Source organism: Streptomyces spongiicola, from assembly GCF_003122365.1.
Classification (GTDB): Bacteria; Actinomycetota; Actinomycetes; order Streptomycetales; family Streptomycetaceae; genus Streptomyces; species Streptomyces spongiicola.
On the sequence record NZ_CP029254.1, the window covers coordinates 3,257,868 to 3,272,490 of the forward strand.

15 protein-coding genes are annotated in these 14,623 nt (G+C 73.1%); 6 read left to right on the forward strand and 9 right to left on the reverse strand.

The window, feature by feature from the left end; all coding sequences use genetic code 11:
• Nucleotides 1–195: 195 nt before the first annotated feature.
• The gene (locus DDQ41_RS14290; RefSeq protein WP_109294846.1) at nucleotides 196–558 is read left to right on the forward strand and encodes a DsrE family protein; all 363 of its coding nucleotides are present in this window, start codon (nucleotides 196–198) and stop codon (nucleotides 556–558) included.
• Nucleotides 559–909: 351 nt separating this feature from the next.
• Here DDQ41_RS14290 and DDQ41_RS14295 read toward each other — a convergent pair whose 3' ends face one another.
• The 8 genes from DDQ41_RS14295 to DDQ41_RS14325 all read right to left on the reverse strand — a co-directional run bounded on the left by DDQ41_RS14295 (nucleotide 910) and on the right by DDQ41_RS14325 (nucleotide 6,424).
• Nucleotides 910–1,185, reverse strand: a complete 276-nt coding sequence (locus DDQ41_RS14295) for a DUF3099 domain-containing protein (RefSeq protein ID WP_109297732.1) — start codon at nucleotides 1,183–1,185, stop codon at nucleotides 910–912.
• Between the two features lie 224 nt (nucleotides 1,186–1,409).
• Entirely contained in the window at nucleotides 1,410–1,697 is a 288-nt protein-coding gene (locus tag DDQ41_RS14300) for a DUF1416 domain-containing protein (RefSeq protein ID WP_017945923.1), read from the reverse strand.
• A gap of 60 nt (nucleotides 1,698–1,757) precedes the next feature.
• On the reverse strand, nucleotides 1,758–2,603 hold the full coding sequence (locus DDQ41_RS14305) for a sulfurtransferase (protein ID WP_109294847.1): 846 nt from the start codon (nucleotides 2,601–2,603) through the stop codon (nucleotides 1,758–1,760).
• Nucleotides 2,604–2,753: 150 nt separating this feature from the next.
• Nucleotides 2,754–2,834, reverse strand: coding sequence for a putative leader peptide (locus tag DDQ41_RS33030; protein ID WP_361688077.1), 81 nt, complete (start codon nucleotides 2,832–2,834; stop codon nucleotides 2,754–2,756).
• A gap of 342 nt (nucleotides 2,835–3,176) precedes the next feature.
• Entirely contained in the window at nucleotides 3,177–3,866 is a 690-nt protein-coding gene (locus DDQ41_RS14310) for an LmeA family phospholipid-binding protein (RefSeq protein ID WP_109294848.1), read from the reverse strand.
• 102 nt (nucleotides 3,867–3,968) lie between these two features.
• The gene (locus DDQ41_RS14315; RefSeq protein ID WP_109294849.1) at nucleotides 3,969–5,195 is read right to left on the reverse strand and encodes a hypothetical protein; all 1,227 of its coding nucleotides are present in this window, start codon (nucleotides 5,193–5,195) and stop codon (nucleotides 3,969–3,971) included.
• Between the two features lie 10 nt (nucleotides 5,196–5,205).
• On the reverse strand, nucleotides 5,206–5,460 hold the full coding sequence (locus DDQ41_RS14320) for a MoaD/ThiS family protein (RefSeq protein ID WP_109294850.1): 255 nt from the start codon (nucleotides 5,458–5,460) through the stop codon (nucleotides 5,206–5,208).
• Between the two features lie 49 nt (nucleotides 5,461–5,509).
• Complete coding sequence (locus DDQ41_RS14325; protein WP_109294851.1) at nucleotides 5,510–6,424, reverse strand: alpha/beta hydrolase; 915 nt, start codon at nucleotides 6,422–6,424, stop codon at nucleotides 5,510–5,512.
• Between the two features lie 552 nt (nucleotides 6,425–6,976).
• Here DDQ41_RS14325 and DDQ41_RS14330 point away from each other — a divergent pair.
• The 5 genes from DDQ41_RS14330 (at nucleotide 6,977) to DDQ41_RS14350 (ending at nucleotide 12,346) form a co-directional block, all read left to right on the forward strand.
• On the forward strand, nucleotides 6,977–7,771 hold the full coding sequence (locus tag DDQ41_RS14330) for a winged helix-turn-helix transcriptional regulator (protein ID WP_109294852.1): 795 nt from the start codon (nucleotides 6,977–6,979) through the stop codon (nucleotides 7,769–7,771).
• Between the two features lie 23 nt (nucleotides 7,772–7,794).
• Nucleotides 7,795–8,820 carry a LacI family DNA-binding transcriptional regulator gene (locus DDQ41_RS14335; protein WP_109294853.1) on the forward strand — a complete coding sequence of 342 codons (1,026 nt, stop codon included), beginning with the start codon at nucleotides 7,795–7,797 and terminating at the stop codon, nucleotides 8,818–8,820.
• Between the two features lie 246 nt (nucleotides 8,821–9,066).
• Nucleotides 9,067–10,173, forward strand: coding sequence for a S1C family serine protease (locus tag DDQ41_RS14340; protein ID WP_109294854.1), 1,107 nt, complete (start codon nucleotides 9,067–9,069; stop codon nucleotides 10,171–10,173).
• A 20-nt stretch (nucleotides 10,174–10,193) separates the two neighbouring features.
• Nucleotides 10,194–10,922, forward strand: a complete 729-nt coding sequence (locus tag DDQ41_RS14345; RefSeq protein WP_109294855.1) for a response regulator transcription factor — start codon at nucleotides 10,194–10,196, stop codon at nucleotides 10,920–10,922.
• The gene (locus DDQ41_RS14350) at nucleotides 10,919–12,346 is read left to right on the forward strand and encodes a sensor histidine kinase (RefSeq protein WP_109294856.1); all 1,428 of its coding nucleotides are present in this window, start codon (nucleotides 10,919–10,921) and stop codon (nucleotides 12,344–12,346) included. Before DDQ41_RS14345 ends, DDQ41_RS14350 begins: the two co-directional genes overlap by 4 nt.
• Before the next feature lie 326 nt (nucleotides 12,347–12,672).
• On the opposite strand, the gene DDQ41_RS14355 is transcribed toward DDQ41_RS14350, so the two are convergent.
• Nucleotides 12,673–14,499 carry a bifunctional metallophosphatase/5'-nucleotidase gene (locus DDQ41_RS14355; protein ID WP_109294857.1) on the reverse strand — a complete coding sequence of 609 codons (1,827 nt, stop codon included), beginning with the start codon at nucleotides 14,497–14,499 and terminating at the stop codon, nucleotides 12,673–12,675.
• Between the last annotated feature and the right edge of the window lie 124 nt (nucleotides 14,500–14,623).

Consider the following 14,623-nt stretch of genomic DNA (forward strand, 5'->3'; position numbering starts at 1 on the left):
CGGCACGACCGGCACGCGACCGGCGCGCGACCGGTGATGCCTCCGCCTTCGTCCCGGCCGGCTCCGGCCCGCGCTCCGTGCGGTTCCAAGGGAGTCCCCACGGGACCTGCGGGCACCGAACCGCGTGTCCGTGCTCATACGACCGACCGGCGCCCCCGGGATCGGGTGGCGGCCAGCCCGATTACAGTTCGGCGTATGGCGAAGAAGCTCGTGATCAAGGTGACCGCCGGGGCCGACGCCCCCGAACGCTGCTCCCAGGCCTTCACGGTGGCCGCCGTCGCCGTGGCGAGCGGGGTCGAGGTATCGCTCTGGCTGACGGGCGAGTCGTCATGGTTCGCCCTGCCGGGCCGGGCCGCGGAGTTCGAGCTCCCGCACGCGGCGCCGCTCCCGGATCTCATCGACTCGGTCCTGGCAGCCGGGCGGATCACCCTCTGCACTCAGTGCGCGGCACGGCGCGAGATCACGGAGAAGGACGTGATCGAAGGCGTGAGGATCGCGGGCGCGCAGGTCTTCGTGAGTGAGGCCATGGCCGACGGCACCCAGGCGCTCGTCTACTAGGGCATTCGTCGGCCGGCCGGCAGCGGGACACCCGGCCGCCGACCGGGTGCGGGACCGGACCGCCACGGGGGTCGGGGCGCAGGCCCGGTGATCGGTGCACACACGGGGTCACAACCGTGTGAGGGCCGGACAGCCGGGGACCGGGAAACGGGGACCCGCCCCGGACCGTGGACACCGGGCCGTGGACACCGGGCCGTGGACACCACCGGGCCGTGAATCCCCGGACCCGGACACCGGACCGTGGAGCAGAGACAGGAGTCAGAGACAGGGATCCGGAGAAGGGGGCCAGGAGCAGCGCGGCACCTCCGATCGGAGGCGAGGAGCCGGTCGGCGTCAGCCGCTGGTGCCGCTTCATGGACGCGGGCCCTGGCCCGGTTTCCTTCTGCCGTCGAGTTCGTCCCACCACTCGTCGGACTGCGGGTCACCCGACGGGTCGTCCCACCAGCGGTCCTCCGGGCCCCGCCGGTTCGCCACCATCGCCGCGAGCGGTGGGATCACCATCGCGACCAAGCACATGCCGACGGCGACGGGCACCGACCACAGCCGCACGAAGGCCCAGGCGGACACGAAGAGGACGAGGCATCCGCCCATCAGCAGGAAGTAGGCGTGACGGCGCCGCGCGTACATGCTTCCAGCGTAGGACGCGGCGACCCGGACGGCACCAAGGGCCGCGCCCTCGTCCACGGCAGGCCCTCGGCCCGCAAGGGCGCGGAGGGCCGCACCCTCCCGGCCCCCAAGGGCACGGAGGACCACACCCTCCCGGCCCGCAAGGGCGCGGAGGGCCGCACCCTCGTCCAGGAAAGCGTCCAACCCCCTGGGGTGCGGCCCTCCGGCCGGTCCGGTTCGTGCCGTCAGACGGCGATGGCCACCTCGGAGAGGCCACCCGTCTGCGCGACGACCGTACGGTCCGCCGTGGCACCCGGGACGAGGGCCCGCACGGTCCACGTCCCCTCGGCCGCGTAGAAGCGGAACTGCCCGGTCGCCGAGGTCGGGACCTCGGCGGTGAACTCGCCGGTCGAGTCCAGCAGACGTACATAGCCGGTGACCGGCTCGCCGTCACGGGTCACCTGGCCCTGGATGGTGGTCTCACCGGGCTTGATCGTCGAGGCGTCGGGGCCGCCGGCCTTCGCTCCACACATGCTTTTCTGTCCTTACGGTCGAGGGTCCGGGAGATCCGGGAGGTCCGGGAGGTCCGGGGCTTACTTGTTGGCGCCGAGCTCGATCGGCACGCCGACGAGCGAGCCGTACTCGGTCCAGGAGCCGTCGTAGTTCTTGACGTTCTCCACACCGAGCAGCTCGTGCAGGACGAACCAGGTCAGGGCGGAGCGCTCACCGATGCGGCAGTAGGCGATGGTGTCCTTCGCCAGGTCGACCTGCTCCGCGGCGTAGAGGGCCTTGAGCTCGTCGTCCGACTTGAAGGTGCCGTCGTCGTTGGCGTTCTTCGACCACGGGATGTTGCGGGCGCTCGGCACGTGGCCGGGGCGCTGCGACTGCTCCTGCGGCAGGTGGGCCGGGGCGAGCAGCTTGCCGCTGAACTCGTCGGGCGAACGGACGTCCACCAGGTTCCGGCTGCCGATCGCGGCCACCACGTCGTCGCGGAACGCGCGGATCGACGCGTCCTGGGCGGTGGCCCTGTACTCGGTGGCCGGGCGCTGCGGGACCTCGGAGCCGTCGACGAGGTCGCGGGAGTCGAGTTCCCACTTCTTGCGCCCGCCGTCGAGGAGCTTCACGTCCTGGTGGCCGTAGAGCTTGAAGTACCAGTACGCGTACGAGGCGAACCAGTTGTTGTTGCCGCCGTAGAGGACGACGGTGTCGTCGTTGGCGATCCCCTTCTCCGACAGCAGCTTCTCGAAGCCGGCCTGGTCCACGAAGTCACGGCGGACCGGGTCCTGGAGGTCCTTCTGCCAGTCGATCCGGACGGCGTTCTTGATGTGGTTCTTGTCGTAGGCCGAGGTGTCCTCGTCGACCTCGACGACGACCACCTTCGGGTCGTCGAGGCGGGCCTCGACCCAGTCGGCGTCTACCAGGACGTCGCTGCGGCTCATGCTGTCTCTCCTCCGGGGCAGTGTGCGGCGGGTGGTGCGCTGGGGTGTCGCGCGGGGATGTGCGGTACGCCGCGAGGGCGTCGGGCACGGGTTGGCCCTGATCCATGGCAGGTCAGAAGGCCCGGGGAATACGGAAGTCGGCGCTTCCGCTCAGATGCCGCGACAGAGCATGGCGGCGACACGGCACAGGTCGACTGCCCGCCGCTTCGTGAGATCCGCCTGTCGCTTCATGGGTCCGATCGTAGGGACGAGTCGGGGACCCTGTCACCGGCGTGTCGCATTATGAGACACGATCATCCGAAGAGTGGGACGATGGACCGCCGCCCGGCCCACCCGTCGGTACCGCGGGACGGACCTCGACCGCGCCATCTACGGATCGGACACAAGCGTCTCAGCATCCGGCCGGCGAGGGACACCCGGCGGCAGGGCAGCAGGGCGGCGCGTCAGCAGGGCAGCGCGGCTGCAGGGCTGCAGAACAGTGGGGCGGTGCGGGCGCGGGCGGACACGGGAAACGGCGCGGGCGCCCGGAGTCGAGGGACTCCAGCCGGGCGACCGTGTACCCGGCGGGCGGTCTCAGCCGGTCAGCGGAACGTTCCTGCCCGAGACGGTGATGACGAGGCCGTCCTCCTCCGCCTGCACCTTCTCCAGCTCCATCCCCTGCGGCAGGCCGCTGATCTCCCGGTCGAAGTCGGTCTTCTGCCGGATGAGGCTCTCGACCATCGGTATGCCCTCCCCCGGCACCTCGTCGGCCCGCACCCGGATCGTGTCGCCGTCGACCAGGCTGACCGTGGAGACCACCCCGCGCGACAGCGTCCGCCCGGCGATGTCGACCGAGCCGGTGACCTTCACCTTGCCGTCCCCGCCGTACGCCAGAGTGACGGCCTCGTCGGCCGCCCTGGCGAGGTCGGCGTACGAGATACGGGCGGTGCCGGTCGCGGTCGTCGCCGTGGCGCTGGAGAAACCGCCGCCGAGGCGGACGTCGTGCAGGGCGGCGGACATCTCGGTGACGACGATCCGGCGTCCCCCGGCACTGGCCTCGGCGCCCCGGACGGTGACGTCGACCCGCTCCAACTCCTTGCCCGCGACCTGGGTCAGGAACGGGAAGCCCGCGATCGACACCTCCGTCGTCCCGGAAGAGCCCTGGCGCGCCTCGACCCTCTCCGCGGCCTCCTGCTCGGCGTAGTCGAGCAGCAGCCGGTCGGCGGCGACGAAGAGGCCGCCGAGGACCACCGCGGTGATCAGCAGTATTCGCAGTGCGCGCACGCCTGTCTCTCCCACCCCTGTCGCGACCGCTCCCGGGCGGAAGCGGACTCATTGATCGACGTCCACGGCCCGCCCGTGGTTCCCGCCCGGACCGGGCCGGGGTCAGCCCAGCAGCCGCCCGAGCAGGAGCACGATCGGCGCCGCGGCGGTGAGCGGCAGTGCGACACCGGCCGTCATGTGCACGAAGCGGGAAGGGTAGTCGTAGCTCGCCACCCGCAGGCCGACCAGAGCACACATCCCGCCGCCCAGGGCCGGCAGCACGGCCTCCGTGCCCGCGCCGGTCACCGCGCCCGCCGCGATCCCGGCAGTCGCGGCGGCCAGCAGCGCCACCACCGCCGAAGCCGCTCCGGGCAGCGGCAGCGCACGGGCCAGGGCCGCGACGGCGACCGCCGCACCGCCCGCCGCGACCGCGTCCGGGGCGGCGGCGAGGAAACCGGCCGCGACGATCGTCAGCGCCGCCGAGGCGATCGTCGCCATCAGCCCGTACATCCGCTCGTCCGCGGACGCACGGCTGCGCAGTTGCAGCACGAGTGTGAGGAGCACCCACACACCGAGGGTGCCGATGAGCGCGGCCGGGGCGTGCTCCGGGCCCGCCGCCAGCAGCACGGCGTCGGCGGCCAGACCGCCGGCGAAGGCGAGCGCGATGCCCTGGCGTGCGGGCCACATGCCGTTCAGCCGGAACCAGCCGGCCGCGGTGAGGCCCTGGAGCGCGATCAGCGGGACCAGCAGCAGATACGGGGAGGCTCCGGCGGTCGCCGCGAGCAGCAGGCCGAGGACGGCGGTGAGGCCCGCGGGCTGCACCCCGGGCGGGATGATCGGCGAGCGGCCCTCGGCGCGGGCTCGCTGGGCGTCGGTGACGCGGGTGTTGCCCCTGGTGGTGGGTGCGCCGTACGCGGGCCCGGCACCGGCGGGAGAAGCGGGCGCGGCCGGAGGCTCCGGCACCGGGTCGGGCGAGGCCCCCGGCGGCCCGTACGCCGCCGGTGCGCCCGGCGCCTCCGGCGGCAGCGGGTGCGCCGACCGGTGGGGCACGCCGACCGGCGGCAGATACGCGGTGTCCGCGGCGGCCCCGGTGTAGGGGCCGCCGGCCTGCGGGTACGGGACGTCCTGCGGGTACGGGACGTCCTGCGGGTGCGGGGCGTGCTCCCGGTACGGGGTGTGCTGCGCCTGGCCGACCGCCGGTTGGTACTGGGTGTCCCAGGTCTGCCCCTCCCACGTCTGGGCGGCCTGGGAGTCCGGCGGGTGCTGCCACGTCCGGGCGGCCTGGGGGTCCGGCGGGTGCTGCCCGTAGGGATCGTGTGCACCGTACGGATTCTGCTGATCGCTGCTCATGCTGTGCGGTTCACCCTCCTGCGAACGGCGGGAGCACCTCGACCGTGCCGCCCTCGGCCAGCCGTACGGTCTCATGCCCGCGGGTCCCGACGGGCGCACCGTCGACGAGGAAGGAGCACCGGCGCAGTACCCGGACGAGTTCGCCCGGGTGCCTCTCGCGGACGGCGTCCAGCGCCTCGGCCAGGTTCTCCGCAGCGTACGGCTCCTCGGCCACACCGGCTGCGGCCTTGGCCGCGGCCCAGTAGCGGATGGTCCCCGCTGCCATCGCGGCACTCCTCTCTCCGTCTCTCCGCTCGTCGACTGTCCATGATGGGCTATGCGCGGACGAGCCAGTCCCCGAGGCGCCCCAGCAGCGCGTCGCCGGCCGCGTTCTCCGCGTGTCCCATGCCCGGTTCCAGCCACAGTTCGGACGGTCCGGCGGCGGCCAGCATGCGGGGGTGGTCCAACGGGAAGTACGGGTCGCGGTCGCCGTGGACGATCAGCAGCGGGGTCGGGGCGATCAGCGGCACGGCCGCCACCGGGGAGAGCGGCACCGGGTCCCAGTCCCGGGGATGGATCCGGGTGCGCAGCCCGTAGCGTCCGACGAGTCGCCCCACGGGGCGGGTGACCACCCAGTGGAGCCGGCGCATGGGCGCGGTGCCCCGGTAGTACCAGCGGGCCGGCGCGCTCACCGCGGCGACGGCGTCGGTCCGGCAGTCCCGTGCGTCCGCGGCGAGCCACGGTTCCGGAGTGTCCGCGTGCGGCCACCGCCGCTCCCCGCACCTGCGCCGCGCGCCCACCGTGGGCCGGCGCTCCGGGGTGTCCGCGTCCACGGCCGCAGCGGCGCGCTCCCGGGCCCCTCCCGCATTCGCCGCTCCGTACGCCGGCTCGTACCGCGCCCCGTACGCCGCCCCGTACAGCGCCGCGTGTCGCAGCACCACCGATCCCCCCATCGAGAAACCGGCCGTGACGACGCGCCGGTACCCCAGGGACCGCGCCCAGGCGACCGCCGCCGCCAGGTCCAGCACCTCGCGGTCGCCCACGGTCGAGAGTCCGCCGGAGCGGCCGTGGCCCCGGAAGGAGAAGGTGACGACCGCGGCGCTGCGGGAGAGCACACGAGCCGCCCGGCGCACCGCCGGGCGGTCCACCGATCCGGTGAAGCCGTGCGCCACGACGATCGCCGTCCCGGCCGCCACGCCCCCCGGTCGGCGCTCGCCATCCCCGTCAGCCCCGTCAGCCCCGTCAGGCACTTGAGCCCCGTCAGCTCTGTCAGGCACTTCAGTCCCGCCGCCACCGTCCTCCGCCGGCAGCCCGCCGCCGCCGTCCTCCCCGTCACGCCCACCGGTCCGGACGGACGGACGGCGCCCCGGCTCCCCCTCGGACCGGGAGGCGCGGGGCTCGTGGCGGGCCTCGACGAGCACCCCGTCGGTGGTCCTCAGCGTTGCGCGCAGGAGTCCCGGGGTGATCGAGGAAACATCCACGCGGTGCGATCGGCCCTGCGACGCGGAAGTCATGTGGGCTATTCTGCTTGGCAGAGGATCCGGGCGACGCAGCCCCCGGGTCCTTTCGTGTTTCCAGGCCGTTGTTACAGACAGGTGAACGAGACGATCGCGGAACCCCTGGACACGGGGGACCGCGGCCGGGCAGGAAGCAGTTGCCGCACACTCCCCCGCGGTCTTCGGGCGAGGGAGGGACCCCCTCTCGCAGGGACGAGGAGGAACCGACGTAATGGGCGAGCGAACCGTGCACGACCGAGAGACACCGACCCGGGCAGGGGCGGCGGCCGGGGCAGGTGGGGCGCGATGAGTTCTCTGCTGCTCCTCACCAACGCCCTCCAGCCGTCCACGGAGGTGCTCCCCGCACTCGGCCTGCTGCTCCACAACGTGCGGGTCGCCCCGGCGGAGGGCCCGGCCCTCGTCGACACCCCGGGCGCCGACGTGATCCTGGTCGACGGGCGCCGCGACCTCCCCCAGGTGCGCAGCCTCTGCCAGCTGCTCCGCTCCACCGGGCCCGGCTGCCCGCTGGTCCTCGTCGTCACGGAGGGCGGTCTCGCGGCCGTCACCGCCGACTGGGGCATCGACGACGTGCTGCTGGACACCGCCGGTCCCGCCGAGGTGGAGGCCCGGCTGCGGCTGGCGACGGGCCGCCTGCAGCTCACCTCGGACGACTCCCCCATGGAGATCCGCAACGGTGACCTGTCCGTCGACGAGGCGACGTACAGCGCGAAGCTGAAGGGCCGGGTCCTGGACCTGACCTTCAAGGAGTTCGAACTGCTGAAGTACCTGGCGCAGCACCCCGGCCGGGTCTTCACCCGGGCCCAGCTGCTCCAGGAGGTCTGGGGCTACGACTACTTCGGCGGCACGCGCACGGTCGACGTGCACGTGCGGAGGCTGCGCGCCAAGCTCGGCCCCGAGCACGAGTCCCTCATCGGGACCGTGCGCAACGTGGGCTACCGCTTCGTCACCCCGGAGAAGGCGGAGCGCTCGGCGGAGGAGAACGCCGCCGCGAAGGCGAAGAAGGCGTCCGCCGGATCCACCGCCCCGACCGCCGACACGATCGAGGACGTCGGGGCCGCCGTACGCCCTGCCCGGAGGTAGGTCACCACGCGTAGACTGCGCGCGTGGCCAAGGTGACGCGGGACGACGTGGCGCGACTGGCGGGTACTTCGACCGCGGTCGTCAGCTATGTCATCAACAACGGACCCCGGCCGGTCGCACCGGCCACGCGCGAGCGTGTACTCGCCGCGATCAAGGAGCTGGGCTACCGGCCCGACCGGGTGGCGCAGGCGATGGCCTCGCGCCGCACCGACCTCATAGGCATGATCGTGCCGGACGCCCGGCAGCCGTTCTTCGCGGAGATGGCCCACGCGGTGGAGCGCGCCGCGGCCGACCGCGGAAAGATGGTCCTGGTCGGCAATTCGGACTACCGCGACGAGCGCGAGGTCCACTACCTCCGGGCCTTCCTCGGCATGCGGGTCGCCGGGCTGATCCTGGTCAGCCAGGGCCCGAGTGATCGCGCCGCGGCGGAGATCGAGGCCTGGGACGCCCGGGTGGTGCTGCTCCACGAGCGCCCCGAGGCGATCGACGACGTCGCCGTCGTCACGGACGACATCGGCGGTGCCCAGCTCGCCACACGGCATCTGCTGGAGCACGGTCACCCGTATGTGGCTTGTCTCGGCGGGGTCGAGGAGACCCCGGCGGTGGGCGACCCGGTGGCCGACCACGTCGAGGGCTGGCGGCGGGCGATGCTGGAGTCCGGGCGATCCACGGAGGGCCGCCTGTTCTCGGCGCCGTACAACCGGTACGACGCCTATCGCCTGGCCCTTGGGCTGCTGGCCGGCCCCGAGCGGCCTCCGGCGATCTTCTGTGCGACGGACGACCAGGCGATCGGTGTGCTGCGGGCCGCCCGGGAGCTGCGGATCGACGTTCCCGGTGAACTCGCCGTGGCGGGCTTCGACGACGTCAAGGAGGCCGCGCTGACCGATCCGCCGCTGACGACCATCGCCTCCGACCGGCCGGCGATGGCACGCGCGGCGGTCGACCTGGTGCTGGACGACGGTCTGCGGGTGGTCGGATCACGGCGGGAGCGGGTCAGGCTGTTCCCCTCGGCGCTGATCGTGCGGCGCTCCTGCGGCTGCGGCGGCTGACCCCGCGGCGAGGACCGGCTCTCCGCCGGCCGGGCGGTATGGGTGCTCGGGCCGGGCCGCGTGGGCGCTGTGCCGGGGGCATGGGCGCTGTGGCCGGGGGCAACCCGGATGCCCAAAGGCGCGCACGCTGCCCACTCCTCCCCCCACCGCGGCAGGGGAGGTATTTACATGGGGCATACACGCTTCTGTCGGGCTTCTCAGGGCGTCCTCAGCGCCCTTTCATGTACGGGCCCGACAGTCGTCACCATGACGGACCACCACCACCGCAGCGGCGACGGCACCCACCCCGACCCGGGCTCCCATCCCGGCCCCGGCCCCGTGCCCCCGTACTCGTACCCGTACCGGCACCGGGATCCGGATCCCGGCGGGGGGTCGTACCCGCCGCCTCCCCCGCACGCCCCCGAGGCACCCGCCCCCACCCCCGGTCACCGGGCCCGCGCCCGGCGGCCCGTCGCGCTGATCGCGGCCGTGGCGATCGCGGCCGCGGCCGTCGGCGGCGGGGCCGCTACGCTCGTGGAGCGGTTCGCCACCGGGAGCACGCCCGCCGCCTCCGCGGGCGTCAACGGCACGACGGTGTCCCGGAGCGGCAAGGGCACCGTCGCGGGTGTCGCACAGGCAGTCTCACCGAGCATCGTGGAGATCAACGCCTCGTCCGGCTCGGGCGAGTCCACCGGTTCGGGCGTGATCATCACCTCGGACGGCGAGATCGTGACCAACAACCATGTGATCGCGGGCGCGGACACCATCAGAGTCCGGCTCAGCGACGGCAAGGCATACACCGCGGACGTCGTCGGCACCGACCCCGACAAAGATCTGGCGCTGGTCGAGCTGCGGGGCGCCGAGGGCCTGAAGGCGGCCACCCTCGGCGACTCGGGCAGTGTGGAAGTCGGCGACGAGGTCGTCGCGATCGGCTCCCCGGAGGGCCTGACCGGCACCGTGACCAGCGGCATCGTCTCGGCACTCGACCGGGACGTGACCGTCGCCAGGGATGAGAGGGATGAGGGAGACGAGGGACGGGAACAGGGTCAGGGGCAGAGTCAGAGTCAGGGACAGGGGCGGCAGGACCCGCGGGAGAACTGGCCCTTCGAGTTCGGCGGCCGGCAGTTCAACGGCGACACCGGTGACACCAAGACCACCTACAAGGCCATCCAGACCGACGCCTCGCTCAACCCCGGCAACTCCGGCGGGGCTCTGATCAACATGAACGGCGAGATCATCGGCATCAACTCCGCCATGTACTCGCCGAGTTCCGCGACCGGTTCGACCGCCGGCAGCGTCGGTCTGGGCTTCGCCATCCCCATCGACACCGTCAAGGCCGACCTGGACACCCTCCGCTCGGCCGGCGGCGCCTGAGAGCGTGCGAGGCTGGGGCCATGACCTCCACACCGGACGACGGCGGGCGCATCCTCGTCGTCGACGACGAGCCCGCAGTGCGCGAGGCGCTCCAGCGCAGCCTCGCCTTCGAGGGGTACACCACCGAAGTCGCCGTCGACGGCGCCGACGCGCTCGCCAAGATGGAGTCCTGCCGGCCGGACCTGGTCGTCCTGGACGTCCAGATGCCGCGCATGGACGGACTGACCGCGGCACGCAGGCTGCGGTCCGCCGGCTCGACCCTGCCGATCCTGATGCTGACCGCCCGGGACACCGTCGGCGACCGCGTCACCGGCCTCGACGCCGGGGCCGACGACTACCTGGTGAAGCCGTTCGAACTGGACGAGCTGCTGGCGCGGATCAGGGCGCTGCTGCGGCGCAGCTCGTACGCGGCCTCCGGGTCCGGCGGCGGGGACTCCGGCGAGGTGCTGTCGTTCGCGGACCTGCGGATGGACCTGGTCACCCGCGAGGTCACCCGCGGGCCGCGCCGGGTCGAGCTGACCCGCACCGAGTTCACCCTGCTGGAGCTGTTCCTGGCGCACCCGAGGCAGGTACTGACCCGCGAGCAGATCCTCAAGACCGTCTGGGGCTTCGACTTCGAGCCGAGTTCCAACTCACTGGACGTCTACGTGATGTACCTGCGCCGCAAGACCGAGGCGGGCGGAGAGCCGCGGCTGGTCCACACCGTCCGGGGAGTGGGCTACGCCCTGCGGGAGGGTTCCCCGGAGTGATCCGCAGATTCCGCGCCCTGCCGCTGCGGTCACGGCTCGCGCTGCTGACGGCGACCGCCGTGGCGGCCGCGGTGGCCGCGGTCGCCGTCGCCTGCTGGCTGCTGGCTCGGGCACAGCTGCGCGACGAACTCGACAACTCGCTGCGTAACACCAGCGCACCGCCCGACTCGGTGGCGACCGCGCTGGCGTCCTGCCGGGCACCCGCCAGGACGCCCGACGACGCGCGGGCCTTCGCGTACATCCAGGTCCTCCTCCCCGACGGCACCCGGTGCGTCACCCCCTACACGGAGCCGGTGAAGGTGAAGCCCGCCGACCTCGCCGTGGCGCAGGGGCTGCGGAAGGACGCGCTGCACGGCAGCACCACGGACGACGGCGACGAGGTGCGGGTCCACACCGTGTCCAGGCCGGTGCGGGGCCGGCAGGCCGCCGTCATGGTCGCCCGGCCGCTCAACGAGATCGACTCCGCTCTGAACCGGCTCGCCCTCCTCCTCACCTTCCTCGCCGGCGCCGGGGTCGTCGCCGCCGGAGCCGCCGGCCTGTGGGTGGCCCGTACCGGTCTGAAGCCCGTCGACCGGCTCACCGGCGCCGTCGAGCACGTGGCCCGCACCGAGGACCTGACCGTGCGGATCCCCGTGGAGGGCGAGGACGAGATCGCGCGGCTCTCGCGCTCCTTCAACCAGATGACCGCGGCGCTGGCGTCCTCCCGGGACCGGCAGGCCCAGCTCATCGCGGACGCCGGCCACGAGCTGCGCACCCCGCTGACCTCGCTGCGGACCAACATCGACCTGCTGGTCCGCAGCGAGCAGACGGGCCGGGACCTGCCGCCGGGCGACCGGGCGGCGCTGCTGGCCTCCGTGCGGGCACAGATGTCCGAGCTGGCCGCGCTGATCGGCGATCTACAGGAGCTGTCCCGGCCGGACAGCGCCGCACCCGGCCCGGTCCAGGTCGTCGCGCTGCACGAGATCACCCGGACCGCGCTGGAGCGGGCGCGGCTGCGCGGCCCCGAGCTGAGGATCGAGGCCGGGCTGCGGCCCTGGTACGTACGGGCCGAGCCCGCCGCGCTGGAGCGGGCCGTCGTCAACGTGCTCGACAACGCGGTGAAGTTCTCACCGCCGCGCGGGACGGTAGAGGTCGGGCTGGACCGCGGGGTGCTGACGGTGCGCGACCACGGCCCCGGGGTGCCGCCGGAGGAACTCCCGCATGTCTTCGAGCGGTTCTGGCGCTCCCCGTCCGCCCGTGCCCTGCCCGGCTCCGGCCTGGGGCTGTCGATCGTGGCCAGGACCGTGCGGCAGGCGGGCGGGGAGGTGGAGCTGCGTCCGGCGGAGGGCGGCGGCACCGTGGCGGTGATCCGGCTGCCGGGGGCGCCGGACCCTCCTCCGGAGGTGCCGTCAGTGGTGCCGGACGTCGGACCCGGCCAGCCCTGACCGCGTGTTCGGGAGGTCGGGCACGACGATCCCGAGGCCCTTCCGGCTCCAGCCGCTCGCCGGAACGACGTGACGCGAAGAGCCGGACGGGGCGCACGGGCGGGACGCCGGACGGGGAGCGCGGGAGAGCCGCCGGACGGGAACGCCGGACGGGAACGGCGGGAGAGCCGCCGGGCGGGAACGGCGGGAGAGACGACCCGCACGAGGGGGCCGGGCGAGACGACCCGCGCGGAAACCGCGGGAAGCGCGGAGGGGCGGCGGACCCGCGGCCCGCCGCCCCTCCGCGCTCGCCCGGCGCTCGCCCCGCGTCCGCCCGGCTCAGCCGGTCACCTGACGACCGTGATCCGGCCCGTGGCCGGCGGTGCCAGCGGTGCACCCGGGCTGGAGTGCGCGGCGAAGTAGGCGGTCAGCAGGTCCAGGTCGGACGCGCCCACCAGCTTGTTCCTGTGCTCCTTCAGCACCGCGAAGCCGTCGCCGCCGCCCGCGAGGAACTCGTTCATCGCGACGCGGTAGGTCTTCGCGGGGTCGATCGGCTCCCCGTTCAGCCGCACGGAGTCCGTCACGATCCGGTCCACGCCGCTCTTCGTCATGTCCAGGGTGTAGGTGAAGCCCTTCGACACCTGGAGGATCTTCGGCGCGGCCTGGTTGGAGCCGCTGACCTGCTGCTGCAGCGCGGTGATCAGCTGGGCACCGGTGAGGTCGACCGCCGTCATCATGTTGGTGAACGGCTGCACGGTGAACGCCTCGCCGTAGGTCACGACGCCGTCGCCCTCACTGCCGGACGCCTTGTGGACCAGGCCGGCACGGATGCCGCCCGGGTTCATCAGCGCGAGCTGCGCGCCGCCCTTGTCGGCCGGGGCCATGCCCTCCAGCTGCGCGTCGGCGATCAGGTTGCCCGCCGGACGCTCCGCCGCGTCGGCGGGGTTCTCGATGTCCGCCGAGATGTAGCCGACGGGCCGGTCGGCGATCGGCGCGGCCAGCGTGCTCCAGCGGTCGATCAGCCGCGTGATGTCCGCGGCCTTGGGCACGTCGCGGGTGACGACGTGGTTGGCCGACGCCACGGACGTGCGCACGATGTCGCGGGTGCGGCGGTCGTAGGTGAGCGTCGTGTCGGTGTAGAGCCTGCCGAACGAGGCGGCCGAGGTCACCGTGCGCGGCTTGCCGGACGGGTCCGGGATCGTGCACGCGTACGCCTGGTGGGTGTGGCCGGTGATCAGCGCGTCGACCTGGGGGCTGACGTTCCTGGCGATGTCGACGATCGGGCCGGAGATGCCGTCGCCCGGGCCGGGGCTGTCGCAGTCGTAGTTGTACGAGCCCGAGGCCGGCGCGCCGCCCTCGTGCAGCAGCGCGACGATCGACTTCACGCCCTTGCGCTCCAGCACCTTGGCGTACTTGTTGATCGTCTCGGTCTCGTCGCCGAACTTCAGGCCCTTGACGCCCTCGGCGCTGACGATGTTCGGGGTGCCCTCCAGGGTGACGCCGATGAAGCCGATCCTCACCCCGTTCTTCTCCCAGACGAAGTACGGGTCCAGGAGCGGGCGGCCGGACTTCTCGTCGGTGACGTTGGCCGCGAGGTACGGGAAGTCCGCGCCGCGGAAGGTCTTCGGCTTGCCGTCGGCCTTCTTCTCGTAGCAGCCGTCGACCGGGTGGCAGCCGCCGTTCTGCAGCCGGGCGAGTTCCCTGGCCCCCTCGTCGAACTCGTGGTTGCCGACCGAGGTCACATCGAGCTTCAGCTTGTTCAGCGCCTCGATGGTCGGCTCGTCGTGGAAGAGGCCGGAGAGCATCGGCGAGGCGCCGACCATGTCGCCGGCGGCGGCCGTGATCGAGTAGCGGTTGCCCTTGCGGGCCTCGCGCAGATGCGTTGCGAGGTACTCGGCGCCGCCCGCGTCGATGGTGCGGGTGGTGCCGTCCTCGTGGGTGTGGGTGACCCGGCCCGCCGAGCCGGCGGGCGGCTGAAGGTTGCCGTGCAGGTCGTTGAAGGACAGCAGCTGGACGTCGACGGTGCGGCCGTAACCGTATCCGTGGTCGTGGCCGTGCCCCTCGCCGCGGTCGTGGGCCCCCGCGGGCATCGCGGCGACCAGTGCGCCGACGGTGGTCAGTCCGGCGGCGGCCGCGAGTATGCGGCGGCGCCTCTGGTGCGGTGTCGCTGACATCTGTCCCCTTGTCAGTTCAGCGTGAAACGACTGTCCTCAGCCGGGCAGCCTAGAGTCAACGCGCGTAGCGCGACAGGGGGTAGCGGGTTACGAGCTGGTATCCGATCGGGTTCGGCCGGGCGCC

What these genes read in the sequence shown, in the direction of transcription:
- DDQ41_RS14290 (WP_109294846.1), top strand. Translation starts at nt 196, where the DNA reads ATGGCGAAGAAGCTCGTGATCAAGGTGACCGCCGGGGCCGACGCCCCC.
- DDQ41_RS14295 (WP_109297732.1), bottom strand. Translation starts at nt 1,185, where the DNA reads ATGTACGCGCGGCGCCGTCACGCCTACTTCCTGCTGATGGGCGGATGC.
- DDQ41_RS14300 (WP_017945923.1), bottom strand. Translation starts at nt 1,697, where the DNA reads ATGTGTGGAGCGAAGGCCGGCGGCCCCGACGCCTCGACGATCAAGCCC.
- DDQ41_RS14305 (WP_109294847.1), bottom strand. Translation starts at nt 2,603, where the DNA reads ATGAGCCGCAGCGACGTCCTGGTAGACGCCGACTGGGTCGAGGCCCGC.
- DDQ41_RS33030 (WP_361688077.1), bottom strand. Translation starts at nt 2,834, where the DNA reads ATGAAGCGACAGGCGGATCTCACGAAGCGGCGGGCAGTCGACCTGTGC.
- DDQ41_RS14315 (WP_109294849.1), bottom strand. Translation starts at nt 5,195, where the DNA reads ATGAGCAGCGATCAGCAGAATCCGTACGGTGCACACGATCCCTACGGG.
- DDQ41_RS14320 (WP_109294850.1), bottom strand. Translation starts at nt 5,460, where the DNA reads ATGGCAGCGGGGACCATCCGCTACTGGGCCGCGGCCAAGGCCGCAGCC.
- DDQ41_RS14330 (WP_109294852.1), top strand. Translation starts at nt 6,977, where the DNA reads ATGAGTTCTCTGCTGCTCCTCACCAACGCCCTCCAGCCGTCCACGGAG.
- DDQ41_RS14340 (WP_109294854.1), top strand. Translation starts at nt 9,067, where the DNA reads ATGACGGACCACCACCACCGCAGCGGCGACGGCACCCACCCCGACCCG.
- DDQ41_RS14345 (WP_109294855.1), top strand. Translation starts at nt 10,194, where the DNA reads ATGACCTCCACACCGGACGACGGCGGGCGCATCCTCGTCGTCGACGAC.
- DDQ41_RS14355 (WP_109294857.1), bottom strand. Translation starts at nt 14,499, where the DNA reads ATGTCAGCGACACCGCACCAGAGGCGCCGCCGCATACTCGCGGCCGCC.